We start from the raw sequence: 22,745 nt of genomic DNA on the forward strand, positions 1-22,745 counted from the left end.
TGGACACCCCGATGCACCCGATGGTCGACCTCGTCGAGACCGACCGGAACCGCGAGGCGATCGCGCGGTTCACCGCGGCGGCACCGCACCTGCTGCCCGGGCTCAGCGTCCCCGAGGTGGTGACGGCGCTGAAGGACGAGACCTCGCCGCACCGCGCCGCGGCGATCGGCCTCGTCGCGGAGGCGCTGGGCCGGACCGATCCGGAGAACCTGGAGCTCTGGCGCCTGCGCGAGGGGATCGCCGGAGTGCGGGACCTCCGCACCGGGGAACCGGTCGCGGTGATCAAACTGTCCGTGAGCTGGGGCAACGCGAGAACCCCGCAGGTCGGCCGGTTCATCAGGGAGATGCAGGCGTACGCCCTGGTGGAGCAGCTGCCCGACGACCCCTTCCCGCTCGTGCGGCCGATCGAGGCCGGTGTGGTCGGCATCCCCGGCGAGAACACGATGTCCGGGCTCATCGTCGCGCCGTTCCCCGCGGGCGCGGAACCGCTGCTGAAGCTGGCGGACCAGCTGGGCAACACCAACGACCCCGCCCTGCGCCAGGAGATCGCCGACCGGATCGTCGCAGCCGTGACGCGGGCGGGCGAGGGCGCCGCCCGGCTGCACCAGGCCAGCCGCGACGAGGGGCAGGCGGTCACCGAGCCCTTCGAGCAGGCCGAGGAACACCGGGCGTCCGGCCTGCTGCGGCGGCTGGGCACGGAAAGCCGCTTCGCCGACGGCATCGGGCTCAGCGAGGACCTCACGGCTCTCGAACAGGCGCTGCTCGCCCTGGAGCTGACCGTGGGCGGCCTGGACAGCGGCGTCGTCGCGTTGACCCACGGCGACTACCACATGAGCAACCTCCTCGCCGACGCCGACGGCGGGCTGCACGTCATCGACCCGGAGCTGATGCCGCAGTACCTGCGCGAGGGCGGACTGCCCGGCCGGGGCGAGGTCTACACCGAGAACCGGCTCGAACGCCCGGTCCTGGCCTTCCAGGGCGACCCGCTCGCCGACGTCGACCGGTTCGTGGCGAGCGTGTTCACCGCCTTCTACGGCGACTGGGCGACGGTGTTGCGCCTGACCACCGCGTTCGCCGAGGCCTACGACTCGGTCTTCCCCGGCGTGGTGTCCGAACAGCGCGTGCGCTACGTCCTGGCGACGCTCGCGCTGGGGCGGTTGGTCCAGTACAGCGAGATGCAGGTGAACAGGCCCGCCGCCGAGGCGAAGCTCTACTCGGTGTCGAACCACCTGCTGGACTTCCTCCGCCAGGTGCTGGGCCCGCAGGACACCGGGGCCCGGGTGCGGCGGACCATGGACCTGGCGCTGCGCACCTCGCTGGTGCGGCTGGACGGGGTGAACGAGTCACCGGACAACCAGGCGGCGATCCTGGAGTTCGCGGAGAACGCGCCGCGGCTGCTCGGCGAACTCGACGCCGCCGCGGTGGAACGGGCGCTGGAACCGGGCTCCGACGACCCGGCGCGGCGCGACGTCGCCGAGCTGGCCGGACGGGCCCTCGGCCGCGCCGACGTCGAGAACCTGGACTTCACGAAGATCAAGTCCGGCATCTACCGCGTCGACGACCGCGGCACCGGCGAACCGCTGGCGATCCTGAAGCTCTACACCGGTGGCTGGGGCCGCGGTCAGCACATCGCCACGGGCCGGTTCATCCGCGAGATGCAGGCCTTCGCCGCCGTGGCCGCGATCGCCGCACGGGGCGAGGAGTCCGCCTCGGTGGTCACCCCGCTCGAAGCGGGCATGGTCGGCGAGCCCGGTGGCGACACGACGTCGGGCCTGGTCATCACCCCGTTCGTGGCGGGCGGGAAGTCGCTGGGGCAGCTGCGCTCGACCGCGCTGGACAGCAACGACCCGGACCTGCGCCGGGAAGCCGCCGACGAGCTCGTCGCGGGCAGCCACCTCGCCGGGGAACAGGCCGCGCTGCTGCACCGCGGCTCCGTGGACAGCAGTTCCCTGGACAATGCGGCTCCGCGCTCCACTCCCGCCACACCGGACACGGCCACCAGGGCGCTGCGCGCGATGGAGAACGACCTCCAGTTCGCCGAGGGCATCGGGCTCGGCAGGCATCTCGACGCGCTGGAAGCGGCGATCCGCGCCGAGGAAGAGGCGGTGGGGGCCGAGGGCACGGACAGCGGCCTGGTCACGTTGACGCACAACGACTTCCACTTCGGCAATGTGCTCGTCGACGCCAACGGTGCCGCGCACGTCATCGACCTGGAGATGATGGCCGACTCGATGCTGCCGGGCGGACGGCCCGGCCGGAACCCGCGGAGCGCGGGCACGGCCGAGTACGGCGATCCGCTCGTGGACCTGTACGGGTTCGTCTCGAACGCGGCCGCGGACCTGCGGCGGGACCCGGCCACCCTGGCGCGGGTGCTCGACGCGTTCGCCGAGGGCTACGAGGCGGTGCTGCCGGGCGTGGTGACCGCGCGGCGCTTGCGCTACTACACGATGCTCGCGCTGGTCGGTGAGCTGGCGCGGGCACGCAAGGAAATCGCCGAGGGACGGAACGTGCCGCAGCACCTCGCCGAGGCGCAGGAGACGCTGGAGCACCTCCTCGACTTCCTCGGTGTGGACGGCGAGGACGGTGCGGCGCCCGACGGTGCGGAGCGGGTCCACGAGACCCTGGACATCGCCCTGTCCATCCCGCTGGAGCCGCTGACCGTCGAGGGTGAGCCGAACGCGAACGACGAGGCGATCCAGGAGTTCGTCGCCGAGGCGCCACGCCTGTTGCCCGGCATGAACGGCCAGGACGTGCTCGCCGCACTTGAGGAGCCCACGCACCCGGGTCGTGCTGCGGTCGCCGACCTGGCCGCCAGGGCGCTCGGCCGGACCGGTGAGAACCTGGGCTTCCGGCGCGTCGGTCACACCGGCGCCTTCATGGTCGTCGACGCCACGACCGGCGACGCGGTCGGCATCGTGAAGCTGTACACCGACTGGGAGGGCAACCCCACCACGGTGAGCGGTTACCTGCGGGAGATGAAGTCCCTCGCCGCGGTCGCCGTGCACGCGCGGCGGGCCGACCGGCCACACCCGTACGACCTGCCGCTGGACTCCGGGATCGTCGGTGCCCCAGGAGATCCGATGACGACGGGGCTGACCATCTCGGCCGTGCCGCCCGGGGCACGGGACCTCCGGACGCTGTTCGAGGAACTGGCCGATCTGGAGGACGTGAGCGAGCGGCAGGCCGCCACGACCGCCCTCGCGGACACGGCGCGGCGAGTCGGCGAGCGCGTCGCCCAGGGGCACGTGGTGTCCGTCGATCCCCGGCAGAACCCGGACCCGGTCCGGCCCGCCGCCGTGACGCTGGCCTCGGCCCGGCTCGCCGCGCTCAGCGGCAACACCGAGTTCGCCGACCAGATCGCGCTCTCCGAGCACGTCACCGCCCTGACGGAGGCGGTGCTCGCAACCGAGGCGGAGCTCGACCGCCTGGACAGCGGGCTGATCGCGTTGACCCACAACGACTTCCACCTGGACAACATCGTCGTCGGCCGGGACGGCTCGGTGCGCGTGGTCAACCTGGAGGTCATGTCCGACTCCGTGGGCAGGCGCGCCATGCCGGTCAGGAGGACCGCCCCGTCGGCAGACGGTGCCGAGGTGGTCACCGCGGCCGTCGTGCTCACCGAGTTCGGTGACCCGCTGCTGGACATCGACACCTTCGTGGCCAACGCGTACCAGGAGCTGGCCGACGACTGGCCGACGCTGCTGGAGGTCGTCGGCCGGTTCACCGCGGGCTACGAGTCGGTGCTCCCCGGTGTGGTGACCGAGCGGCGCGTCGCCTACGTGCTGCTCCAGCTGGGCCTCGCCGAACTGGCGATGATCGCCGAGCGGGAGCGGCAGGGCGTGGCCTGGCGCTCCGAGCTGCGGGCGGCCTCCGCCCGGGTGCACGACCTGCGCGCCCTGCTCGGCCTCGACGACCGGGAGAGCGCGACCCGGGTCCGGCAGGCCGTGGAGCTGGCGCGCACGACCCCGTTGCGGCCGATGGCCGACCGGGGGGAGCACCGGGACAACCTCGGCCTGATCCAGCAGTTCGCCGAGCACGCGCCGCGCGTCCTGCCCGGCCTGGACGTCATCTCCGTGACGGCGGCGCTGGCGGAGCCGGAGCACGAACACGCCTCGACCCTCACGCGCTTCGTCGCCGACGCGCTCGGGCGCACCGACGCGGAGAACCTGAGTTTCACCCAGCTCGGCGACAAGAACGTCTTCTTCGTGTGGGACGCGCCCGAAGGCGACGCGGACGCCGAGCCGGTCGCCGTGGTGAAGATCAGCGATGTCTGGGACCACCGCCCCGAAGCCGCCCTGGGCAGGTACCTCCGAGAAGTGCGGGCGTTCGGACTCGTCAACGACCTCGCCGAGAAGACCGGCCGTCCGTTCCCGCTCCCGGTGCCCGTCGAGACCGGGATCATCGGCGCGCCCGGTGACCCCGTGCAGCGGGGACTGAGCATCACCCGCTACGTCCCGGGCGCGATGCCCCTGGAGGACATCGCCGTCGTGCTGGAACAGAACGACGAGGACGCCCGCCAGCCGCTCGTCGACGCCTACCTGCACGGCTACCAGCAGGCGGGGGTGACCGCCGGGTTCCTGCACCTGCTCACCCACGACGACACCCGGTCACCGGAGCCGTTCCAGCTCCCGGCGGACAGGCTGGCCTCGGCGCGGCTGCTCGCGCTCGCGGAGAACACCGACTTCGCGGACTGGATCGGCCTGACCGACGTCGACGCCATCGAGCACGCCCTGCTCGGCGTCGAGGCGGACCTGGGCGATCTGGACAGCGGCCGGGTCGTGCAGACCCACAACGACCTGCACGTCGGGAACCTGGTGCTGAGCCGGGACGGCCAGGTCTGGCTGATCGACCCGGAGCTGATGGTGGAGTCCACCGGTCCGGACGGCGCGCCCGTCCGGACGCGGATGCCGTCCCAGCTGGAGGAGCACGCGGGCGTCGCGTTCGCCATCCTGACCGACTACGGCGATCCGCTCGCCGACTTCGACCACTTCGTGGCGAGCGTCTACACGGTCATGGGTGGGGACTGGGACGCCATGCTCACCGCCATCGACAGGTTCACCGAGGGCTACGACAGCGTCTTCCCCGGTGTGATCACGGCGGGCCGCACCTCGTACCTGCTGATGCAGCTGACCATCAAGGACATGCTGGACGCGGCGGCCGAGGCGGGGCGCCGCCACCTGGACGACGACGAGTACGTGGCCGCCGCCCGGAAGCTGGACGGCCTGCGCGGGCTGCTGGGGCTGCCCGATCCGCTCGCCGTGGAGGGCTCGCCGTGAGCCGTCGGTACCGGGCGGTGTCCGGCATTGTGTACAACATCAGCGAGTTGCTGGGCCACGTAGGACGGCCTCGGCTTGGAGGATGGCGATGAGTGACCAGATGTCCGTCGTGTGGACGGTCGCGCTGCCGGAGGCCCCGGGCGGGGAGATCGCGATCGCGCCCGGCGGGTGCGTCGTGTCCGGGGGTGGGCGCCTGACGGCGTTCGACGGCGAGGGACGTGAGCTCTGGTCCGTCAAACCCGGCGACCGGCCCAGGCGCGCTCCCCTGGCGACCCCCAACGGCCTGCTCGTCGGGGCCGAGGGTGACGAGATGGTGGTGCGCAAGGCCGACACCGGCAAGAAGGTGAAGGGGTGGCCCGCGCGCGGGGTGATCTCCGTCAGCTTCGCGCCGGACGGGGACCTCCTCTACGTCGACTCCGCGCCCGCGCTGACGAAGGCGAGCGTGGACGGCGAGCGGCGCTGGAGCACCCCGCTCACGGCCCGCAGCTTCTACCCGCCGGTCACGACGGGCGACCTGGTGGTCGTTCCGGCGAAGGACGGGGTCCGCGCGCTCGACGGCGACGGCAAGACCCGCTGGCTGGCCCCGGGTCCGGGGCGGGGCGTCCGGGAACCGGTGACGGTCCTGCGCGACGGGCGGCTGCTCGCCCAGTTCACCGAGGAGATCGGGACCGGCCTCTACGCCATCGACCCGCGTGACGGGGCGACCGAGCGCGTGGTCTCGCAGTGGACCCCGCACCAGCCGATCACGGCGCTGGACGCGGACCCCGGCCGGTTCGTGGCCCAGGGCCCCACCGAGTCGCCGCTGCCGTTCACCCGCAGCCACACCGTGATGTCCGTGGACCTGCCCGGTGAGGTGCGGTGGAAGCAGGAGGTCCCGGCCAAGCCGGACATGGTGCTCGCCGCGCCCGACGGTCACCTGTTCGTCATCGGCCGCCCGGAGCCGGAGCTGTCCCACCGCCGCGCCCAGCGGGAGCCGGACTTCGTGCTGTGCCTGGACCCCGAGGGGCGGCAGCGCTGGCTGTGGACCCTGCCGGAGACGATGGCCTACACCCCGGCCGTGGACGCCGACGGCACCCTCTACGTGGGAACGCGGGGCACCCTCCTCGCCGTACGCGCCTAGCACCGCGAGGAGAGCACCTGATGACCGACAGGACGCCGACCCTGGTCACGTTGTACGCCTACGCCTCCGGCGAGCCGAAGCGCGCCACCGAGTTCCGCTGGAGCGAGGACACCGGCGTCACGGTGACCGTGGTCGACCCGGAGTGGGGCGTGGTCGGCAAGCAGTTCTACGACGAGGGCGTGCTCTGGCGGGAGCAGGGGCGCCGGGTCCGGCCCAGCGAGGGGCCCGCCTTCATGCACGCCCTGCTCAGCCGCACGAACATGAGCTACTACGGCCTGGTCGACGAGAGCGACGGCCCCGCCGTCTAGCCGTTGCCGCTGATGGCGTGCAGCATGTCCTCCAGGGTGAGGGTGCGCAGGTCGTCGCGGGTCGGGCGGCGGCCGAGGCCGCGCAGGCGGGTGGACTGGGACTTGCGCATCCGCTCCAGCAGCTTGCGCGCCTCGCGGGCGTTGCCGAAGTTGGCGTCCCGGTCGATCTGGCCGAACCACTCCAGCAGACCGATCTCCACATCGTCGCCGAGCTGGTAGTCGGCGCTCTTGGCGACGAACTGGCTGATCTTGACCAGCTGCTCGGGGCTGTAGTTCTCGAAGGTCAGCGTCTTGGCGAAGCGGGAGGCCAGACCCGGGTTGGTGTCGAGGAAGTCCTCCATCTCCTTGGTGTAGCCGGCGACGATCACGGCGACCTCGTCGCGGTGGTCCTCCATCAGCTTCACCAGGGTGTCGATGGCCTCCTGGCCGAAGTCGGCGCCGCTGCCGCTGGAGCGGGCCAGGGTGTAGGCCTCGTCGATGAACATCACGCCGCCGCGGGCCTCGTCGAAGGCCGATGCGGCCTTCTCCGCGGTGTGGCCGATGTACTGGCCGACCAGGTCCCGGCGCGAGACCTCCTTGAAGTTGCCGTTGGGCAGGATGCCCAGCGCCTTGAGCAGGCCGCCGTAGATGCGCGCGACCGTGGTCTTGCCGGTACCGGGGGCGCCCGCGAAGACCAGGTGGTTGCTGACCGCGTCCACCGACAGGCCCTCGCTGCGCCGCCACTCGTTGACCTGGATCTCGTCGATCAGCGCCCGGACCTCGTCCTTGACGCTGTCCAGGCCGACCATCCCGTCGAGGTCGCCGAGCAGCTTCTCGACCTGCGCCAGGTCCTGCTGGTTGCTGCGGGCGACGGTGGCGCCGACCGGGGCCTTGCCCGCCTGCGACGCCCCCTCGCGGACCTCGGTGCGCGCGCCCTCGGCGAGCTGGATGCCGGGCGCGGCGGCGTTCTCCACCCGGCAGTTCTCGATCACGCCGCCGCAGCCGCGGCCGACGGAGATGCCGACGCCCTGGGTGTCGTGCACCCAGCACTCGACGATCTGCGGCGAGGTCTGGTCGGCGACCGCGATGCCCGCGTCGCCGGTCTGGGAGATGTCGCAGCGCTCCACGCTGGAGGTGCCCGCCTGGTACATGTAGATCCCGCGGAAGCCGCACCCGGCGATGGTCAGGTTGCGCAGCGCCACCTGGGCGCCCAGCCGCAGGATCACCGCGTCGTCGGCGATGTCGCGGATCTCGCAGGTGTCCACGACGCCGTCGGCGTCCTCGACGACGATGCCGTACTGGCCACCGAGGATCTTGGACGTGCGCAGCTCCATCGAGGCGCCGTCGCCGACCATGATCACGGCGGCGAAACCCGAGGACGCTTCCACGTCGGTCAGCTTCAGCTTGCCGCCGCTGACCCGGACCGCCGGGTGGTCGACGCATTTCACGGCGAGGCCGTGCAGTTCCAGCGAGCCCCCGGTGACGGAGATCGTCGGCTGGTCGCCGGAGGGCGGCAGCAGCGTCACCGTGCCCGGTTCCCGCGCCTTGAGCACGATGTTCCTGCGCTCCAGGGCGAGCTCCTCGGCGTACTCGCCGGGCGCGATGGAGATCACGGCGTCACCGTCGGCGGTGTCGATGGCGTCGCGGATGGTCGGGAGCGCGCCCCGCTGCCCGGGTGCGACGAGAAGTGTGCGAGTCATGGGTCCTTGGCAGTGTCGATCCAGGTGGGGGCCGGTCGGGGTGGGGCACTAGCCTTCCGGACAAATTACCGCAGAGGGGTGGTCACGCGTGGAATCCGGATGGAGCCCGGCCAACGAGGTCGAACGGGAGATGGCCGAGGCGCTGGAGGCCGGGGACGGTCCGCGCTTCGCCACCACGGTGATGGCCGCCCCGCTGTTCCTGCCGGTGCTGCCGGAGCGCGGCAGCGAGCGCTGGCGGGAGCTGAGCGCGCAGCTGCCGCTGGACCAGCCGCACGTGCTGGTCTTCACCTCCCCCGACGCGATGGGCAGGCTGCTGGGCACCTACACCAGGGGCCACATCCAGACCGACTACGCGTCGCTGCTCAAGCGCTGGCCGAGCCCGCAGTTCCAGCTCGCGCTCAACCCGGGCCTGCCGATCGGGTCGGTGATGGCGATCGGCTCGATGGAGGCGCTGCGCACCGGCAAGGAGTCCCTGGTCTCCGCCGAGGCCGTGGTGGAGCTCGTCGAGGAGCGGATCAACAAGCGGATGCGCGAGCTCTGCCTGGTCGGCCTCGGTCTGGCCGCGGGCACCGCGCCGCGTCCGGGGCCGCCGGCGAACGAGCTGGAGGCGCACCTCGCCCAGGCGGTGGCCGCCGCCGACGGTGAGGCGTTCACCGCCGCGCTGTGGGAGTCGGAGGTGGTCGTGCCGACCACCGAGCCGGTCCCCGACCCGCTCGCCATCCACGGCGAGGACGGCACCATCCGCATCCCGTGGGCGGCGTTCGACGAGGCCATCCCGGTGTTCACCTCCGAGGAGCAGCTCCGGCGCTCCTCGGGCTCCTGGGAGCACTTCGCGGTCGTGCCGTTCCTGGCCATGCTGGCGGCGTGGCCGGACGCGGAGCACGTGCTGTGCGTGAACCCGGGCGCGGACACGGAGCTGATGCTGGACGGGGAGACGCTGCTGTCCATCCTCATCGAGCTGGACCAGCTGCCGCCGGACCCGGACGGCGACTACGACGCGCTCCCCCCGGCACACCCCCACGACCCGCCCGCAGACGACGGCTTCACTGCGCCGCCGCCGATCGACCTGCACTGAGCCTCCCGCCGGGTTGGGCCTCCCGCCCGGTTGGGCGGTCTTCAAGTACCACGAACCCCGCTCGCCAGCGTCTCCAACGACGGCGAACCCCGGCCGAGGTGGAGCTAGCGGGTGCTAGATCGGATCTGGCGCCTCCTGGGTGAGAAACCCACGAGGAGGCGAACATGACGATCCTGGTTGCCGGAGCCACCGGAACCGTTGGCGCGGAGGTGGTGCGGCAGCTCGCCGCGGCGGGGCACCCAGTGCGCGCGTTGTCCAGGAATCCCGATCGGTACTCGGTTCCACTTGGAACTGAGTTCGCTCGCGGTGACCTCAGCAGGCCGGAGACACTGGTGCCCGCCCTGGACGGGGTGACGGCGCTGCACCTGATCACCTTCGGCGGGGACGAGCCGCTGACCACCGGACCGGAGATCGTGGCGCTGGCGGCGCGGGCCGGGGTGCGGCGGATCAGCGTGCTCAGCGGCTGGGAGGAGAGCTCGGTCGAGCGGGCGCTGCGGGCCGCCGACATCGGCTGGACCTGGTTGCAGCCGGTGGAGTTCATGGGGAACGCGTTGGCGTGGAAGGAAAGCGTCCGCGCGGGGACCATCGAGGTGTTCGGCGACTGGCCGTCGGCGATGGTGCACGAGGCGGACATCGCGGCGGTCGCGGTGGCCGCGTTGACCGAGGACGGGCACGCGGGCCAGGCCTACATGCTGACCGGGCCGGAGGCGCTCAGGCCCGGCGACCGCGCGCGCATCCTCGGCGCGGCGATCGGCAAGGACCTCACCGTGCGCCAGCTGAGCGAGCAGGAGGAACGGGACAGGTTGCGCGCCTACGGCTACAGCGAGGAGGACGTGGAGTTCGGCATCGCGCTCGGCAAGAACCCGCCCGAGGTGGGCATGGTCCCCCAGGACACCGTGGAGCGGGTGACCGGGCGCCCCGCCCGCACCTTCGCGCAGTGGGCCGCGGAGCACGCCGACGAGTTCACAACCGCCACGTGATTCCGGTACTGGGTTCGTAACGGCACGTCGTCCCAGTTGTGACGGTCTCGCGCAGGTACTCCGCCAGCGCGGGATGCCGGTCGTCGAGCCGCCGCAGCGCGTCACGAACGCGGTTGCCCACCGCCTTCCTGGCGCGCTCGGCGGTGTCACCGAGCCTGCGGGTCCGGCCGCCGAGCCCCGCCGCGGCGCGCAGTTCTTCCAGCAGCGCCTGCCTTTCCTCGTCCAGCCGGGCCGCTTTCCCGTCGTCCGGTTGCTCCTCGATCGCGGTTTCCAGTTCGTCAAGTCTTCGTCGGTACCGCGCCTTGGCCTCCGAATCCAGCACGCCATCGGAGCCGAACGCCGCCGGGGCCTCGGGGTTCAGCAACCACGACGCCGCGATGTCCTTGCCCGGATTGGACAGCAGGGCGTGCAGGTCGCGAAGTCCCAAGCTGGCGGGCACCTGCACGCTCCGCCCGGCGAAGGTCAGCGTCCACACCTCGTCCACGAGCCGGAAGACGTTGCCGGACCGCAACCGGGCGCCCAGCGCCTCCGCCTGGGCGTGCGCCGCCGCGAGACGGTCTTGGTCTCCGAGCATGCCCAGCCACAGGTCAACCGGCCCGGCGACCACGACCGTGGCGGCCACCGCCCACTGCCCGGAGTAGGGCAGGAGGGCCGCTCTGACCCGCTCGCGCTGCAAGGGATCACCGGAAGCGACAGCGGCTTCCACCTGGAGCCACAACCCCAACGCCGCGATCCACCGGGGGAACTCCTCATCGGGCAGCACGACTGCTTCGCCGCGTTGCGCCGCAACGATTCCCCGGAGCAACGGGAAGAACTGCGTTCCGCGGTCCCGCATCCGGTCAAGCAACGCGTCGACCTCGTCGGCCCGACCGGCGCGCAGCTCGATCGCCCATCGTTGCAACAGCCACACGTCCTCCCGGTCGAGGTGCGGTTGCTCGCCGATTTCCCTTGCCCGGTCGGCACATTCGCGTGCTTCGTCGTAGTCACCGCTCAGCGTCGCGAGCATGGCCCGGTTCAGCAGCGCGTCGTGCCGGAACAGCGCCAGCCCGGTGCTCTCCGCCTCCTCCACGTACCGGTGGTGCTCCGCGCGGTAACGGGGATCGCCGTTCTCCAGCAGCGCTCCGACGCGCCACGACATGGCGTGCAGCTCCAGCTCGCGATCACCGGCGCGCCGGGCGAGCGGGATCAGCTCCTCGGTGATCGCGATCCGCTCGGCGGCGGTGCCGATCCCCCAGGTCGAGGCGATGCACGCGTGCAGGCTGAACCGCAGTTCCTCGTCGTCGCCGTGCTGGCGCGCCAGATCGGCGGCTTGGCGGCTGACCGCGCGCGCGATCTCGTCGTCCGTCCCTTGTGGATCGCCGAGGCCGAGCTCCGCGTGCGCGCGGCGGAGTTCGTCGGGGCCGTGGTTGAAGTGCAGGTCCAGCGCGATCCGGGCGAGCAGTCGGGGATCGTCCAGCTCGCGCGCGATCGACCTGGCGACCTCGAAGCTCCGCGCGGCCCCCGGGTCACCGGCCCAGTGCTGGGAGACGCCCAGGCCCAATGCGATCAGGGCTCGTTTTCTGGGTTCTGCCAAGGGAGTCCGGTCGAGCGCACGTTGGTAGTGCCGGACCGCTTCGTCCCTGGCCAAGCGGCTGACCGCGTCCTCAGCGGCTATGACGAAGTGCTCGATCGCCTGGTCACCGGCGATGTGCGCGTGGTGGGCGCGCTCGGCGGGCAGCAGGTAGTCGGCCAACGCGGGATTCTCTTTGAGAGCAAGAATGACCGCCGCGCTGGTCTTCTCCGGTTCGGTGCGCAGTTCCTCGCGGATCAGGTCGTGCGCGAAGGCGAACCAACCATCCCCCACCGCTTCGACCAGGTTCCCGGCCTGGCCGAGCACCTGGTCGACCGAATGCCCGGACAACGCCGCGAGGAGGTTCCGGTGGAAACGCGGCCCCAGTGCCGCGGCGGTCCTCAGCAGAGCCACCACGTCGTTCGAGTGCCGGGACAACCTCGCTCGCACGCTGGGGGCGAGCGGGCTACCGCCCTGCCAGAGATGAACCGCCTGCTCGACGAAGAACGGATTTCCCCCGGTGCAGCGGTGGATCTCGTCGGTCAGCCCGGATTCCGGCTTCCCGCCGGTGATCTGTTCGATCATCGCGCCGACTCCGTCGCGGTCGAGCCCGCTCAGCGCGACGGTGGTGGCCTGCTGCGTGAGGTTTCGGCGAGACGTGCCGAGGACGAGCAACCGCTCATGCCGCGCGTGCTGCACGACGAAGTCCAGCAATCGCAACGAAGCTGTGTCCGCCCAGTGCAGGTCTTCCAGCAGTACGACGAGCGGGCGTTCACGAGCGGCGGCCACCAGCAGTCGGGTCACCGCGTCGTAGAACTCGAAACCCGCGCTGTCGAAGCGCTGTCCCGGCCGCAGTTCCCGGACGACCTGGAGCCACGGCCAGTACCCCGGGGCCTCTTCGCCCTCCCAGCACGCGCCGATGACCACCGCGGCACCGGCGGCGCGCGCCGAACCGACCACAGTGGACACCAGCGCGGTCTTGCCGATCCCGGCCTCGCCGACGACGAAGCACGCGCCGCCGCGTCCGGAGTCCGCCTTGCGCAGTTCGTTCAGCAGCACCGCCCGCGGCCGGTCCCGCCCGATGAGTTCCCGCACTCCCCCAGTATCACCTCGACCACGCGTTGATCGCGGCCGCGATCGCCTCGGGCTGGTCCTCCGGTGCCAGGTGACCGGCGGGACCGCAGTGCACGGTCTCCAGCGCGGCGATGTTGTCCACGCACCACTTCGTCAGCACCTCGCGCACCATCAGGGTCGGCGAGGTGTCGAAGGTCAACAGCAGCTTCGGCACGTCCGTGCTGGTCATGAGCCACTTGTCGTACTCCTCGACGCGGGCGACCACATCGGCGGGACGACCTTCCAGCGGCATGGCGCGCGGCCACTCCAGCAGCGGGCGACGGCTCTCCGGGGTGAGGAACGGCGCGCGGTAGACATCCGCGTCCTCCTCGGACAGGCCGGTGAGCACGGTGTTGGCGAGCGCCTGCTCCAGGAAGCCGCGGGCCAGGTCCGCGTCGAACTCCGCATCTTTGAGCGCTTGGAAACGATCCCAGGCGGCCGCGGGGAACTCCGCGCGGCTCATGGGCTTGAGGATCGTCTCCATGAAGGCGATGCCGCGCACGCGGGTGGGATTGCGCGCGGCCCAGTCGAAGGCGAGCGCGCCGCCCCAGTCGATGCCGACGAGCACCACCTCGTCCAGGTCAAGGGCGTCGAACCACGCGTCCAGGTAGCGCGCGTGGTCGTCGAAGCGGTACGGGATGTCCGGCTTGCCGGAGCGGCCCATGCCGATCAGGTCCGGTGCCAGGCGTCTGCCCCCGACCAGGGGTAACACCTTTCGCCACAGGTGCGAGGACGCCGGGTTGCCGTGCAGGAGGACGTGCGGCGTGCCGCTGCCTTCGTCCTCGAAGTACATGGTCGAGCCGAGCACGTCGACGACGGGCATGACGACCTCCAGTTCGTTGGCGGCACTAACGTTAGTTACACCAACGATTGGCGTCAACCGCTAGGATCACCGCCATGGAGCAGACCCCCGCGCGGCTCTTGGCACTGCCGAGCTGGCTGCTGACGCAGACCGCCGCGCACACCCACCGCCTCGTGCTCGACGGGCTGGCGGAGGCGGGCGCGCGCGGGCACCACTACCGGGTGCTGGCGACGCTGGAGGAGTTCGGCCCGGCCAGCCAGGCGACCGTGGGCAGGCACGCCGGCATCCACCTCAGCGATGTGGTGGCGGCGCTCAACGAACTGGCCGAGCAGGGGCTGGTGGAGCGCTCGCCGGACCCGGAGGACCGGCGGCGCAACGTCGTCACCATCACCGCGACCGGAAGGCGGCAGCTGAAGAAGCTGGACAAGCGGCTCGCCAAGGCCCAGGAAGAGCTGCTCGCCCCGCTCTCCCCGGACGAACGCGAGCAGCTCACCCTGATGCTGGCGCGGTTGCTAGAGCACCACAAGCGGTGACATCTCGTCCCACGAGGGCACTCGCGGGGCGAAGCGCAGCCGCATCCCGGCCTCCTCCGGCGAGCGGTCGGCCTTGCGGGCGTTGCAGCTGCGCGAGGTCCCGCCGCAGGCCGCGACGGTGTTCAGCCACGAGGTACGGGCACCGCCGCGGCTGACCGGCGTGACGTGGTCGACGGTGGTGGCCGTGCGACCGCAGTAGGCGCAGATGTGGTTGTCGCGCTTGAGAACTCCGCGACGGGACCACCGCGGCGGTTGCGAGTAGCGCCACTTCATCACGACGTAGCGCAGCAGCCGCACCGAGCGCGGGCGCGGGAACAGGCCGTAGCCGTTCCCGGTGTCCGACTCGTGGACCTCGGCGACCCGGCGCAGGAGCATGCGGATCGCATGCGGGACCGAGACGGTGTGCAGCGGCTCGTAGCTGGCGTTGAGGACGAGTACACGCATGGCGGAACACACTCCTTCCGAGATGATGTGGTTGCCGGACAACGCGTTCATCTTCGGGAGGCGTGACGTCGGCGGCAACCGCATTTCGCAGGCACGCGGAAGCGGGCACACTGGTGCCATGTTCGTGAAGATCTGCGGTCTGAAGACCGCGGCCGACGTCGAGTGCGCGGTCGCCGAGGGCGCCGACGCCGTGGGCTTCGTGCTGGCCAAGAGCCCCCGGCAGATCAGCGTCGACGAGGTCGCGCGGCTCGTCCCGCTGGCTTCCGTGCTGACGGTGGGAGTCTTCCTCGGCCAGACCGTCGCCGAGATCCGTTCGGTCGTGGCCGCGACCGGGATCGGCGCCGTGCAGCTGCACGGATCTGCTTACACGGCAAAGGATTTCGCGGACCTGGCCGACCTCGGCGTCCCCCTGGTCCGGGCCACGGCGACCGATTCACCGATCACGGTCGGTTCCTACGGCGAGGACATGCTGATCCTCGATTCGCCCCGCGCCGGATCAGGCGAGCAGTGGGCGTGGTCCGCGCTGCGCGGTCAGACCGGCCGCTGGATGCTCGCGGGCGGCCTGGCCCCCCACAACGTCGCCGAGGCGATCGCGGCGGTGCACCCGTGGGGCGTGGACGTCTCCAGCGGCGTCGAAGTCACCCGTGGCACCAAGGACCACGCCCTCATCCGCGACTTCATGAAAGCCGCCCGCGCCCACTAACCCCCACTTCTCCCGTTTCGTACTCTTAGCGGGATTTGGGAGCGCTCTTTTTCCCGTTAAGAGTACGAAACGGGATTGGTCTGGACCAGCCGACGTTATGTGGGGCGGGATGTGGGCTGGCGCATGGGGTTATTTTAGCGCGTTCAGGAGAGCTGAGCGCGGGCTACGGCGCCGATGTCGGTTCCGGCGAAGGCGATCAAGGTGCCGTCCGGGGCCCAGACGCCGGAGCGCGCGGCGGTGTCGGAGAACCCGCCACCGGTGGGACCGGCGAAGCTGGAGACGGCGACGTAGACCTCGTGCGTGGTGGCGGTGCGCTGAGCGCGCTCGGCGATGATGTCGGGCCTGTCCTCGACGACGCCCGCGACATAGGCGTCGATGCCCAGCGCGGCGGTGTCGGAGGCGTGCTGCGGCACTCCGGTGTCCCGGCAGATGGCGAGGCCGAGCCGCCAACCGTCCACAGTGAACACAACGGGCTCACCGGGCACGAAGAGCCGGGTCTCCTCCCCGTGCAGGTTGACCTTCTTGTACGCGACGGTGACCCCGGACGCGTCGACCGCGAGCATCGCGATGTGCTTGCCCGGCACGGGTGCCCCGACCAGGGCCACCGAACCGGTCTCGGCGCAGGCTTCGACGAGAGGCTCCAGGCGCGGGTCGTCGACCGGCACGACCTCGGCGTCGAGTTCGTAGCCGGTCAGGGAAAGCTCGGGGAAGACGACCACGCGCGCGTCCGCCGCGCGCACGGTCTCCGCGTGGGTCTTGGCGTTCGCCGCCACTTCGTGTGACGCACACAGGGGTTGGGCTACCGCGATCACAAGGGGTTCACGCATGGGGGCCAGCGTAATTCAGCTGCGTCGGTAGTGCCGTCCTGTTATGGTCCGGCCCTCATCCGACGACCCGGGAGGACTCCATGCGCCGAGTGACGACAGGCCCCGTCTTCTGTCGATCGCTCGCACGTAAGGACCTCATTCCGCATGCGGATGCTCAACCTCGGCATCGTCGCGCACGTCGACGCAGGTAAAACCAGCCTCACCGAACGACTCCTCTTCGAATCCGGCGCCATCCGCCACCTCGGCTCCGTCGACGACGGCAGCACCACGACGGACGGCATGGAGCTGGAACGGCGCAGGGGCATCACGATCCGCTCGGCCGTCGCCGCGTTCACCACGGCGGACTGCCGGGTGCACCTCATCGACACGCCGGGGCACACCGACTTCGTCGCCGAGGTCGAGCGCGCGTTGGGCGTGCTCGACGGCGCGATCCTCGTGATCTCGGCCGTGGAAGGCGTGCAGGCGCACACGCGTGTGCTCATGCGCACGCTGCGCGCCATGCGCGTGCCAACGCTGTTGTTCGTCAACAAGATCGATCGCGTTGGCGCCCGGCACACCGAGTTGCTGGCAGACATTCGCCGTCTCCTCAGTGAAACCGCCATCCCGCTGAACCGCCCCGTCAACCTGGGCAGTCGGACGGCGGACGTCGTCGACATCGCCCTGGACGCGGAGTTGCTCGCCGAACACAGCGACACCGTTCTTCAGTCCTATGTAGACGGACATGTGGATGGCCACCTCCTGCAAGAGGAACTGCGGGCACAGTCCCACGCCGGGATCCTGAACCCGCTCTTCTTCGGGTCGGCCATCACGGGTGCGGGCATTTCCGCTCTGCGCAAGGGAATCGCGGAGCTGCTGCCCTCGGCCGACCCCGTTCCGTACGGCCCGTTGGACGGAGTCGTGTTCGCCGTGGAGCACGGTCGGCAGCGGTTCGCCGTGGCCCGCTTGTTCTCCGGTTCGCTGGCGGCGCGCGATGAGGTGGTGTTCGGCTCCGGAGCCGGTGTCGCGACGACGGTTCTCGATGCCTCGGGCGACCGGGCCCGGGTGCTCGCGGGTGGAATTGCGCGCATCGGTGGGCTTCCGCTTCGAATCGGTGATCGACTCGGTGCGGCCACGACCTCGCGCGGCCCGGCGCGGTTCAGTCCGCCAACGCTGGAAACCATTGTGACAGCAGACAATCCAACCGCGCTGTTCACCGCGCTCAGCCGCCTCGCCGACGAGGACCCGCTGATCAACGTGCGGCGCGGGCAGAACCACGGCAGCCTCGTCGTCTCCCTCTACGGCGACGTGCAACGCGAGGTGATCGCCGCCCGCCTGGCGGAGGAATTCGGTGTTGAGGCGTCGTTTTCGGCGCCACGCGTGGTCTGCGTCGAGCGCGTGGCGGGCATCGGCCACGCCGTCCAGAGCATCGGTGACACCAGCCCCGTCATGCACTGGGCGACGATCGGCCTGCGCGTGGAGCCGGGCTCGTCGGGCGTGGTGTTCCGCTTGGAAGTCGAGCGCGGATCGCTGCCCGCCGCGTTCATGACCGCGATCGAGGAGACAGTTCATGAGGAACTACGCGAAGGCATCCACGGGTGGCAGGTGGTGGATTGCGTTGTCACGCTCACGCACAGCGGTTTCTCCAGTCCGATCAGCGTGGCCGCCGACTTCCGCGGGCTCACGCCGCTCGTCCTCGCGGACGCGTTGGCCGAGGCGGGAACCACGGTGTGCGAGCCATTGGACGACATTGAGCTGGAGGTACCGGAGGAGGCATTGAGCACAGTGCTCAACGCGCTCATCCGGCACGACGGCCTGCCCGAAACTCCTTTGGTGCGCAACGGTTCCGCCCTGGTCGACGCCGTCATCCCCTCGGCCCGGCTGCGCGAGTTCCACCGCGCGCTGCCGGGGCTCTCCGGCGGCTCCGGGGTGCTGACCTCACGCTTCGGCGGCTACCGCCCTGTCAACGGCGAGCCGCCGACCCGCTAGCCGAACGTGGCGCGGAGTGCGGGTTCGAGGGGGCCTTCGCCTCGCCAGCACACCGCGCCGTCCGGGCGGAGCAGGATCGCGTCGAAGTCCTGGGAAGCCTTGCCGTGCACCAGGTCCACGCGGTCGACCCACTCCTCGGGCAGCCGCACGGAGCCGGTCAGGTCGACGAGCACACCGCGCCCGGAGCGCAGCAGCTCCGCCGGCCGCGTCGGGCCATCGGCGGTCACCAGGTCGAAGTCCTGGACGCGGGTCTCGTCGTCCAGGCCGGACATCATGCCCGCGATAGTGCGGTTGGTGTCCGGCAAGCTCAGCAGGTCGGTGAAGATCTCGCGCAGCGCGCGCACGTCCTCGGAAGGCTTGGGGGTGGCCAGAACCCGTTGCGCCGACGTGTGGTGCAGCACGCGGGCGGCCTTCGGGTGCCGCTCGGCGTGGTAGCTGTCGAGCAACCCCTCCGGCGCCCACCCCGCGACGGTCGCGGCCAGCTTCCACCCGAGGTTGATCGCATCCTGCACGCCGAGGTTCAGCCCCTGGCCGCCCAGTGGCGAGTGGACGTGCGCGGCATCGCCCGCGAACAGCACGCGGCCGTGGCGGTACTGCTCCAGCTGCCGGGTGGAGTCGCCGAAACGGGACCGCGTAAGGACTTCGGCCAGCGTGGTGGTCTCGCCGTAGAGCGCGACCAGTGCCTGCCGGACCGCGTCGTCGGTCTCCGGGGTCTCCGGCTCGTCGAGTTTGCCGAAGGTGAACCGGTACTTGTCGCCGCCGATCGGGACGAGCATCCCCCAGTGGTTCTCCACCTCCCTGGTCAGCGCGCTCATGTGCCCGGCCGCCTTCGGCACGAGGTCGGAGACCGAGGAGAGCCGGACGTCGACGAGCACGGCCTTGAACGTGCCGGAGCGCCCGGGGAACGGCAGGTCGAGCAGTTTGCGCACGGTGCTGTGCGCACCGTCGCAGGCGACGAGGTACTTGGCGCGGAACTCAGTACCAGCTGACACCGTGACCCCGTTGGCGTCCTGAGCGACCGCGGTGACCTCGTGGCCGCGCAGCACACGCGCGCCGCGCGCGGTGGCGGCTTCCTCCAGGACCTCCTCGATCCTCCACTGCGGAATGCCGATCGGATAAGGGTTCCTCGTGTTCCAGGGAGTGCAGTCCAGTTCCACCGGAAGGCCCGCGAAATGGCCGCCGATGACGGGGCGCGCGTGCACGCGCTCCATGATCGGGTCGAGCAGGCCCCGCGCGTCCAGCAGCTCGGCGGTGCGCGGCTGGATGGCGCCGCCCTTGGTCTGTTCGACGCGCTCGGTCAGCCGTTCCACGACGACGACCTCGGCGCCGCCCAGTGCCAGCTCGTGCGCCAGCATCAGCCCCGCCGGACCCGCTCCCACCACGATGACGTCCACAAAACTCCCCTCAGTGCAAAAGTAGACTTAGTGCAATATAGCACCGCGTTCAACTCAGCTCCGAGTACCGCGGCTGACAAGTGCCCCTGTAAGTGGTTGAGCTGAGGGTTCCAGTGACGGTGCCGCCCGAGCCCGGGGGTTTGTCGTCGTTGAAGACCGCTGAGGCGGGGGTTGGGGGTACTTGAAGACCGGCGAACCCGAGGGCTTGCCGAACACGGCCTAGCCTTGTTCCGTGGACGAGCCGACCGGACTGCGGGAACGGAAGAAGCAGCGCACGCGCGAGGCGATCTCGAACGCGGCCATCGCGCTGTTCTTCGAGCACGGCTTCGACCAGGTGTCGATCTCCCGGATCGCCCAGGTCGCCGAGGTCTCCCGGCGCACCCTGTTCGCCTACTTCCCCGCCAAGGAAGACCTGGTCCTGCACCGGATCGCCGACCACGAGACGGAGAGCGCGCGGATCGTGCGGGATCACCCGGGCGCCCCGCTGGCCGCGCTGCGGGCGCACTTCATGGACGGTCTGGACCGCCGCGACCCGATCACCGGGCTGTGCGACGTGCCCGCGGCGGTCGCGCTGTACCGGCTGATCATGGGCACACCGTCGCTCGCGGCGGGCATGCTCCGCTACCGAGGGAGCTCGGAGGTCGCGCTCGCCGAGGCGCTGCGCGAGCGGGCGCCGGAGCTGACGGCCCGGCTCGCGGCCGCGCAGATCATGGCCGTGCAGTGGCGGCTCGCCGAGGACAACCAGCAGCTGATCGCGGACGGCACGAGCGCGGACGACGCCTACCCCGCGGCCGTGGACGCCGCGAGGCAGGGCTTCGAACTGCTGAGCAAGGGGCTCGAATCGATACTTGGTACCGATTAATACTCAGTACCGACTGATACGGAATACCCCGATGTCGTCGGCGGCGGTGCCCTGCGCGGGCGAGGTCTGGTTCAGCGAAGCCTCGACGCCGACCCACCCGTGGAAGTTCCCGTCGCTGTCGATGATCTGCATCAGCGGCTTCACGTGGGAGTTCCCGGTGTAGCAGTGCTCGCCACGCGCGTCGGCGAGCGCGGTCCGCCAGTGCCAGATGGTGTCCCTGCGGTCGTTCGCCGTGGCGTTGGCCGTCGACAGGTAGTACTGAGTGGTGGGCGTTTTGCCGCCGAGACAACGAGAACTCGCGCAGGTCTTCCAGTCCCGCTGCCAGAACGGGCTGCCGGAGCCCTGGTCGAGGTAGGGCTTCCCGGCGTTGGTCTTCCACAGGTGGAACTGGTGCTCGAAGGCGTCGTGGTCGGCGGCGGCGATCTTCGCCATGGACGCGCGCTGGTCCCACCTCGCGTCACTGCCGTAGCCGTAGCCGTGGGTGGCCTTGAAGGAGCTGGCGCGGAACGAGAGCTTGGTCAGCTTGCCCGCGATCGGCTGGCTGACCGTCCACTCCTCCCAGCCGACAGAGTCCCAAGTGATACGCAGTACCGAGCCGGTCACGGTGTACCTGCCGCTGAGCTTCTGCGGTGGCGAACCGGCCTGGAACCCGTTGGCGGTCTGCACCTGGCACGCTCGCGCCACGCAGTTCTTGCCGGTCACGCCGGTGTAGCTGCGCTTGACGCGGTCCTTCTGGCTCCAGTGGAAATGCGACTCGCTGACCGTGCCGGAGGCGGTGAGCGAGTAGTTGGCCAGCCGTACCCAGTTCGCCGAGGAACCCGTGCTCAGCCCGCCGATCGCGACGACGAACCGCGACATCACGGGAGCGGCCCGCGCGGGGAGCGCCGAGGTCGCGGTGACCAGGAACGCAAGAACGACGACAGCGAGTGTGCGCATGCCTCGCAAGCTATCCAGCCGCGGCAAAGATTCGCTTAAGCACGTGCTGGAGCGCGAAGCGCACGGCACCTTCGACGACGGCCCGGTCTCCCAAGGCCGAAGCCAGCAGGCGGGGCGGACGGTCGCAGAGCGCGGCGACCTCGCGTTCGAGCGGGCCGAGCAGCACGTCACCCGCCTCCGCGACCGCGCCGCCGACGACCACCAGCTCGGGATCGAGCAGCGTCGCCAGCACCGCGACAGCGCGGGCGATGCGCGCACAGACCTGCTGAACCACTTGTCCCGCAGCGGAATCCCCGGAGCGCGCGGCGGCGAACACCGCCTGCGCGGACTCCAGGCCGCTGAGCTTCCGGGTCAGCGCGCCGATCCCCTCGGCGGTCCCCACGTGCTCGACCAGGCTGAGGAAACCCATCTCACCGGCGGCTCCGCCCGCGCCCCGGACGAGCCTGCCGTTGATGAACACACCGGCACCAAGTCGTTCTCCCGCAAGCAAAAGCACGACATCATCCACGTCACCGGCGACACCGCGTGAGCGCTCACCGAGCACGGCCAGGTTGGCGTCGTTCTCCACCAGCACGGGCCACGCGAAACGTTCTTCGAGGGCGGTGCGCAGATCGACCGCTTTCCGGCCCGGCAACCACCAATCCGCGACCTTGACCGTGCCGTCGTGCCGGACCGAGCCGGGCACCGCGAGGCCGACCGCGAGCACGGCTTCCTCGGCGATCTCGGCTCTACGCAAGGAATCCGTGACCACATCGCGCGCGGTGTCGAGCCGATCGGCGCTGTCGTCGAGCTGACGCGTCTCCTGTTCGACCGCCGTGCCCGAGAGGTCGCTGACCACGACGGTGACCTTGTTCGCGCCGAGGTCCATGCCGACGACGTAGCCGCCTCGCTCGTTGAAGGTGTAGCGGCGCGCGCGGCGGCCTCGTCGCGGGACTTGCCCCTGCGGCATGTCCTCCGCGCGCACCCAGCCGAGCCGGATCAGCTCGTCGCAGACCGTGTGCACGGTGGGCCGGGACAGCCCGGTCTCCTCCATCAACTCGGTGACCGTCATCGGTTCGGCGGCCCTTGGTTCCGCGCCGCGCAGGGCCTCCAGGACCACCGTGGCGTTCATCCTGCGCAGCAGCGGAGAGGTCGCGGTTTCCGGTCGCTCCGTCACAGCCCTCCCCTTGACCTGGCCAT

General features: G+C 70.7%; 17 protein-coding genes (1 of these 17 only partly in view). 9 read left to right on the forward strand and 8 right to left on the reverse strand.

The window, feature by feature from the left end; genetic code table 11:
- The 3 genes from NLX83_RS25320 to NLX83_RS25330 form a co-directional block, all read left to right on the forward strand.
- Positions 1–5,276: the 3' end of a phosphotransferase gene (locus NLX83_RS25320; RefSeq protein ID WP_254237653.1), read on the forward strand. It extends 65,788 nt beyond the left edge of the window; only the last 5,276 of its 71,064 coding nucleotides appear in the window; the start codon falls outside the window, past its left edge; it ends in the stop codon at positions 5,274–5,276.
- An 88-nt stretch (positions 5,277–5,364) separates the two neighbouring features.
- On the forward strand, positions 5,365–6,396 hold the full coding sequence (locus tag NLX83_RS25325; RefSeq protein ID WP_254237654.1) for an outer membrane protein assembly factor BamB family protein: 1,032 nt from the start codon (positions 5,365–5,367) through the stop codon (positions 6,394–6,396).
- A 20-nt stretch (positions 6,397–6,416) separates the two neighbouring features.
- Positions 6,417–6,704 carry a hypothetical protein gene (locus tag NLX83_RS25330; protein WP_254237655.1) on the forward strand — a complete coding sequence of 96 codons (288 nt, stop codon included), beginning with the start codon at positions 6,417–6,419 and terminating at the stop codon, positions 6,702–6,704.
- Here NLX83_RS25330 and NLX83_RS25335 read toward each other — a convergent pair.
- A complete protein-coding gene (locus NLX83_RS25335; protein WP_254237656.1) occupies positions 6,701–8,383 on the reverse strand; it encodes a right-handed parallel beta-helix repeat-containing protein in 1,683 nt (560 codons plus the stop codon). The genes NLX83_RS25330 and NLX83_RS25335 overlap by 4 nt on opposite strands.
- A gap of 88 nt (positions 8,384–8,471) precedes the next feature.
- On the opposite strand from NLX83_RS25335, the gene NLX83_RS41980 reads away from it, so the two are divergent.
- Complete coding sequence (locus NLX83_RS41980) at positions 8,472–9,458, forward strand: SseB family protein (RefSeq protein WP_254237657.1); 987 nt, start codon at positions 8,472–8,474, stop codon at positions 9,456–9,458.
- Between the two features lie 164 nt (positions 9,459–9,622).
- Complete coding sequence (locus NLX83_RS25345) at positions 9,623–10,438, forward strand: NAD(P)H-binding protein (RefSeq protein WP_254237658.1); 816 nt, start codon at positions 9,623–9,625, stop codon at positions 10,436–10,438.
- Here the strand turns inward: NLX83_RS25345 and NLX83_RS25350 are convergent.
- Positions 10,422–13,082, reverse strand: a complete 2,661-nt coding sequence (locus NLX83_RS25350) for an ATP-binding protein (protein ID WP_254237659.1) — start codon at positions 13,080–13,082, stop codon at positions 10,422–10,424. The genes NLX83_RS25345 and NLX83_RS25350 overlap by 17 nt on opposite strands.
- A gap of 10 nt (positions 13,083–13,092) precedes the next feature.
- Complete coding sequence (locus NLX83_RS25355; RefSeq protein WP_254237660.1) at positions 13,093–13,923, reverse strand: haloalkane dehalogenase; 831 nt, start codon at positions 13,921–13,923, stop codon at positions 13,093–13,095.
- Positions 13,924–13,997: 74 nt separating this feature from the next.
- Between NLX83_RS25355 and NLX83_RS25360 the strand changes: the two genes are divergently transcribed.
- Complete coding sequence (locus tag NLX83_RS25360; RefSeq protein ID WP_254237661.1) at positions 13,998–14,435, forward strand: MarR family winged helix-turn-helix transcriptional regulator; 438 nt, start codon at positions 13,998–14,000, stop codon at positions 14,433–14,435.
- On the opposite strand, the gene NLX83_RS25365 is transcribed toward NLX83_RS25360, so the two are convergent.
- A complete protein-coding gene (locus NLX83_RS25365) occupies positions 14,415–14,879 on the reverse strand; it encodes an HNH endonuclease (protein WP_254237662.1) in 465 nt (154 codons plus the stop codon). The two genes, NLX83_RS25360 and NLX83_RS25365, sit on opposite strands and share 21 nt — an antisense overlap.
- A 118-nt stretch (positions 14,880–14,997) precedes the next feature.
- Here NLX83_RS25365 and NLX83_RS25370 point away from each other — a divergent pair, with 118 nt between their 5' ends.
- Positions 14,998–15,582, forward strand: a complete 585-nt coding sequence (locus NLX83_RS25370; RefSeq protein ID WP_254237663.1) for a phosphoribosylanthranilate isomerase — start codon at positions 14,998–15,000, stop codon at positions 15,580–15,582.
- A gap of 143 nt (positions 15,583–15,725) precedes the next feature.
- Here NLX83_RS25370 and NLX83_RS25375 read toward each other — a convergent pair whose 3' ends face one another.
- Complete coding sequence (locus tag NLX83_RS25375) at positions 15,726–16,409, reverse strand: carbon-nitrogen hydrolase family protein (protein WP_254237664.1); 684 nt, start codon at positions 16,407–16,409, stop codon at positions 15,726–15,728.
- Positions 16,410–16,553: 144 nt separating this feature from the next.
- On the opposite strand from NLX83_RS25375, the gene NLX83_RS25380 reads away from it, so the two are divergent.
- A complete protein-coding gene (locus NLX83_RS25380) occupies positions 16,554–18,374 on the forward strand; it encodes an elongation factor G (protein WP_254237665.1) in 1,821 nt (606 codons plus the stop codon).
- On the opposite strand, the gene NLX83_RS25385 is transcribed toward NLX83_RS25380, so the two are convergent.
- Positions 18,371–19,768, reverse strand: coding sequence for an FAD-dependent monooxygenase (locus tag NLX83_RS25385; RefSeq protein ID WP_254237666.1), 1,398 nt, complete (start codon positions 19,766–19,768; stop codon positions 18,371–18,373). The two genes, NLX83_RS25380 and NLX83_RS25385, sit on opposite strands and share 4 nt — an antisense overlap.
- Positions 19,769–20,000: 232 nt before the next feature.
- Between NLX83_RS25385 and NLX83_RS25390 the strand changes: the two genes are divergently transcribed.
- Positions 20,001–20,630 (forward strand): TetR family transcriptional regulator, encoded by a 630-nt coding sequence (locus NLX83_RS25390; protein WP_254237667.1) that lies wholly within the window; start codon positions 20,001–20,003, stop codon positions 20,628–20,630.
- A gap of 3 nt (positions 20,631–20,633) precedes the next feature.
- Here the strand turns inward: NLX83_RS25390 and NLX83_RS25395 are convergent, their stop codons facing one another.
- Positions 20,634–21,566: a YcnI family protein gene (locus NLX83_RS25395; protein WP_254237668.1), complete on the reverse strand. Its 933-nt coding sequence runs from the start codon at positions 21,564–21,566 to the stop codon at positions 20,634–20,636.
- Between the two features lie 10 nt (positions 21,567–21,576).
- On the reverse strand, positions 21,577–22,722 hold the full coding sequence (locus tag NLX83_RS25400) for an ROK family transcriptional regulator (RefSeq protein WP_254237669.1): 1,146 nt from the start codon (positions 22,720–22,722) through the stop codon (positions 21,577–21,579).
- Positions 22,723–22,745: the final 23 nt, after the last annotated feature.

The organism is Allokutzneria sp. A3M-2-11 16 (assembly GCF_024213555.1).
Taxonomy (GTDB): domain Bacteria; phylum Actinomycetota; class Actinomycetes; order Mycobacteriales; family Pseudonocardiaceae; genus Allokutzneria.

Coding starts and splice junctions, on each gene's coding strand:
- NLX83_RS25325 (WP_254237654.1), top strand. CDS start 5,365: ATGAGTGACCAGATGTCCGTCGTGTGGACGGTCGCGCTGCCGGAGGCC.
- NLX83_RS25330 (WP_254237655.1), top strand. CDS start 6,417: ATGACCGACAGGACGCCGACCCTGGTCACGTTGTACGCCTACGCCTCC.
- NLX83_RS25335 (WP_254237656.1), bottom strand. CDS start 8,383: ATGACTCGCACACTTCTCGTCGCACCCGGGCAGCGGGGCGCGCTCCCG.
- NLX83_RS25345 (WP_254237658.1), top strand. CDS start 9,623: ATGACGATCCTGGTTGCCGGAGCCACCGGAACCGTTGGCGCGGAGGTG.
- NLX83_RS25355 (WP_254237660.1), bottom strand. CDS start 13,923: ATGCCCGTCGTCGACGTGCTCGGCTCGACCATGTACTTCGAGGACGAA.
- NLX83_RS25360 (WP_254237661.1), top strand. CDS start 13,998: ATGGAGCAGACCCCCGCGCGGCTCTTGGCACTGCCGAGCTGGCTGCTG.
- NLX83_RS25365 (WP_254237662.1), bottom strand. CDS start 14,879: ATGCGTGTACTCGTCCTCAACGCCAGCTACGAGCCGCTGCACACCGTC.
- NLX83_RS25370 (WP_254237663.1), top strand. CDS start 14,998: ATGTTCGTGAAGATCTGCGGTCTGAAGACCGCGGCCGACGTCGAGTGC.
- NLX83_RS25375 (WP_254237664.1), bottom strand. CDS start 16,409: ATGCGTGAACCCCTTGTGATCGCGGTAGCCCAACCCCTGTGTGCGTCA.
- NLX83_RS25380 (WP_254237665.1), top strand. CDS start 16,554: ATGCGGATGCTCAACCTCGGCATCGTCGCGCACGTCGACGCAGGTAAA.
- NLX83_RS25395 (WP_254237668.1), bottom strand. CDS start 21,566: ATGCGCACACTCGCTGTCGTCGTTCTTGCGTTCCTGGTCACCGCGACC.